We start from the raw sequence: 3,283 nt of genomic DNA on the forward strand, positions 1-3,283 counted from the left end.
CAGCAGACCATCAGCGAACGCGCACCGCCACCACCAGCGCGCATGTTGTGCGTGGTCGGGCCGATCGAATCCTGGTCGAACTCCTCGAGCGGCCGGGCGGGCGTGGTGGGCGCGTCGGCAATCGCGTGGCCCGTGCCTCGCGGCAGCAGTGCCACGTCGCCGGGACCGATCCGGAAGGGCTCCTGCGACGGCAGTCTCAGCCAGCACTCGCCATCGACCACGAAGTGGAAACACACGCCGTCCTGACGCGGGATCTGGACGCCCCACGGCGCCGTCATGTCAGTGCGGCAGTACGACGCGCGCACCAGCCGCAGATCCTGAAGAACGGGGCTCAGCAGATCGAGGTCGGGTCGGGAGGCGCTCATGGGTGGGGAGTTTGCGCCGGGTCACGGCCCGGTTCGCGTGTAGACCGCGCGCGTGGCGAGCGCCTCTGCTTTTCCTGGTGGCGTGAAGTAGAGCTCGATGACGTGGCGGTCCGGGCCTTCGATGCGTATCAGCGTGCGCATCGGGACCGTCTTGCCGACGAAGGCTTCGCCCGCGACGCCTTGGTCGACGAAGCTGCCGAACAGGTCAATGCGTGTCTGCGGCCCCGATCCGGTGCTGCTGGCGTAACGCATCATCCCGGCGTTCGTTTCGTCGATCGTGACCCACTCGTAGCGCGCGGCCATGTTGTCGTAGCCCAGCCAGCCGCGACGCCAGTAGTGCGACTTTGCCAGCGTGCCCTCGGTCGTGTCCTCGAGGTAGCGGCCGCCGGCCACCCATTGGCGACGTGTGACGATGTCGTCGGAGGTGATCGGCGGTGCATCGGCACTCCGGCCGAGGGTCGCGTAGATGCCCATCTGCACGCGCCAGCTGCCCGCCAGGGGCGCGAGCGTGGCGTGGCCCGGGCCCGGCAATCCGCGGCGCACCCATGCGGGCAAGTCGGTGGACGCCGCGACGGACGGCGTGGTGGCGTTCTCCTTGTCCTGGGCTTGCGTGGCTGCGAGCGCCAGGCCGAGCGCCGCGATACCGATGACCGTGGCGCGCATGCGCTTCCAGCAGATTTTCACAGGGTGCCTTTCGTGAACGCCAGCATCCAGTTTGCTCACCGACGCGTCGTCGGGCCATGGCCCTGCGACCGGTTTGCTTGGCCGTTCGTCCTGCGGCGACACACCTGACCGTTCAGCCTGCCGATTTCCCCAGCGCCGTGCTGACAGGCTTCGGGCGCTCGGAACGCAAGACCAGGGACGTGGTGACGGCCCCGTAGCGCGCGACAGAATCGACGATCCGCTCCAGTTGCGATGCCGAGGGGATGACGACCTTCAGGTGGAAGCAGTCCTCACCCGTCAGCCGGTACACCTCGATGACCTCGGGCATCAGCGCAAACTGCTTCAGGCACGACTTGATGTGTTCGTGGGTGGTCCGCACGCGGATGATCGCCATCAAGCCGAGTCCGAGCCGTTCAGGATTGACGGTCGCCCGGTAGCCCTCGATCACGCCTCGCTCCTCCAGGCGTTTGAGGCGTTCCGATGTCGCGGGCTGTGAAAGACCGATACGTCGACCGAGTTCGCTGACGGCGAGCCTTCCATCCTCCTCGAGAAGCGTCACGATCTTGATGTCGGTCGCATCCAGGCTCGCTGGTTGACGTTGGGCCATGGCACCTTGAATCCATCGGTTCGACGATCCATTTTCCGATGCTTTGCCATTCCAGGCCGATGCACCTCGCCGCAGACTGGGCGCATCGGAAACGGAGGCATCGATGGAGAATGTTGTGGTCCTGCCGGGCATCGGTGGGTCAGGCGAGGCGCATTGGCAGAGCTTGTGGGAGCGCGGACAGCCTCAGCTGCGCCGCTTCCAGCCTACGAGCTGGGATCAGCCCACGTTGGATGACTGGGTGTCCGCGCTCGACAGGGCGGTCGCCTCGTCGCCTGCGCCGCCGGTCCTGGTGGCGCACAGCCTGGCATGCCTGCTCGTCGCCCACTGGAGCGCGATCTCGCAGCGGGAGATTGCGGGAGCCTTCCTGGTGGCGGTACCCGACCCGCAGTCGTCCTCGTTCCCACCGGCGGCGGCAGGGTTCGGTGGCGTTCCGGAGGGTGCTTTGCGCTTCCCGAGCCTGATCGTCGCCAGCACGAGCGATCCCTTCAGCACCATCGACTACGCAAAGCATCGCGCACGCCAGTGGGGCAGCCGCCTGGTCGAAGTGGGGCCGCTGGGGCACATCAATGCATCGAGCGGCGTCGGGGCGTGGCCGAAGGGCTGGTCCTTGCTTCAGGAGTTCCTGGCGAAGGACGTGTCGATGGCAAGGAGTGGGAAGGGCTGAACGACAAAGGGCCCGCATCGCTGCGGGCCCCGTCAATACTGGCTCCTCGACCTGGGCTCGAACCAGGGACCTACGGATTAACAGTCCGGCGCTCTACCRACTGAGCTATYGAGGAACTGAGCCTCAGATTATAGACAGAAAAATCACCGGTTCCGGCAGCCGCTTCACAAATCGATCTGAACCGATGCACGGACCGTCCGCGGCGCGAGCGGGTAGAGGTACACGTGCCCGAACTGCAGCGGCGCTTCCTTCCAGGCGCGGCGGTCGCTCAGGTTGTCGATGCCCACCCGCCAGGTCAGCGTGCCGACGCCTGCCACCCGCTGCTCGTAGCGTGCTGCCGCATCGAAGCGCGTCCAGCCGGGGATGGACAGGCTGTTGTCCGGCAGCACCATCCGCTCGCCCTCGTGCACCGCGCCGGCCGAGAGGTTCAGGCCGGTGAGCAGCGGCACGCGCCAGCTCAGGTTCAGCTTCAGCGTGCGATCCGGCACGTTGACCGGGCGCCTGCCGTTCAGCGTCGCATCGCTCGCGACATCCTCGACCCGCGCGTGCAGCCACATCGCCGCGCCTTGCAGCGTCCAGTCGCCTGCCGTCCATGCGCCTTCGGCTTCCAGCCCGCGGTGGCGCTGCTCGCCGTCTTCCTGGTGCGTGCAGGTGCTGCCGTTCGTGTCGTCGGCGCAGTTGCTGCCGACATCCGCGAAGCGCGGGCGCACGATGTCGAACGCCGCCAGGCCCCAGCTCAGGTCCGTCGCGCTGCCCTTCAGGCCCAGCTCCACCTGGCGACTCTTCAACGGCGCGAGTGCCTGCCCGGCATTCGTGTAGCGCGCGCGGTTCGGCGCCACTTCCGATTCGATGCCCTGGCCCCAGCTCGCATACGCCAGCAGGCCCGGCTGCAGCGCGTGGCTCAGCGCGAGCCACGGTGTCGTGAAGCCATCGGTGTACGAGACCGGCTGGCTGCCGTCGGTCGCGATGCTCTCGCGCTTCAGC

Annotated in this window: 5 protein-coding genes and 1 tRNA gene; 1 reads left to right on the forward strand and 5 read right to left on the reverse strand. The window is 67.4% G+C overall.

What is annotated here, in order from left to right:
* The 3 genes from AC1D12_RS28755 to AC1D12_RS28765 form a co-directional block, all read right to left on the reverse strand.
* Window positions 1-365: cupin domain-containing protein (locus tag AC1D12_RS28755; protein WP_477844531.1), on the reverse strand; the 365-nt coding region annotated here is incomplete at its 3' end.
* Between the two features lie 21 nt (window positions 366-386).
* A complete protein-coding gene (locus tag AC1D12_RS28760; RefSeq protein ID WP_477844533.1) occupies window positions 387-1,088 on the reverse strand; it encodes a DUF1579 family protein in 702 nt (233 codons plus the stop codon).
* 73 nt (window positions 1,089-1,161) lie between these two features.
* On the reverse strand, window positions 1,162-1,635 hold the full coding sequence (locus AC1D12_RS28765) for an Lrp/AsnC family transcriptional regulator (protein ID WP_477844535.1): 474 nt from the start codon (window positions 1,633-1,635) through the stop codon (window positions 1,162-1,164).
* Window positions 1,636-1,738: 103 nt separating this feature from the next.
* Between AC1D12_RS28765 and AC1D12_RS28770 the strand changes: the two genes are divergently transcribed.
* Window positions 1,739-2,299 (forward strand): RBBP9/YdeN family alpha/beta hydrolase, encoded by a 561-nt coding sequence (locus tag AC1D12_RS28770; protein WP_477825680.1) that lies wholly within the window; start codon window positions 1,739-1,741, stop codon window positions 2,297-2,299.
* 39 nt (window positions 2,300-2,338) lie between these two features.
* Here the strand turns inward: AC1D12_RS28770 and AC1D12_RS28775 are convergent.
* Window positions 2,339-2,414, reverse strand: a tRNA-Asn gene (locus AC1D12_RS28775).
* 49 nt (window positions 2,415-2,463) lie between these two features.
* The coding region (locus tag AC1D12_RS28780; RefSeq protein WP_477844537.1) for a TonB-dependent siderophore receptor at window positions 2,464-3,283 on the reverse strand (820 nt) is incomplete at its 5' end.

This window comes from Rhizobacter sp. P1_G5 (assembly GCF_056405435.1).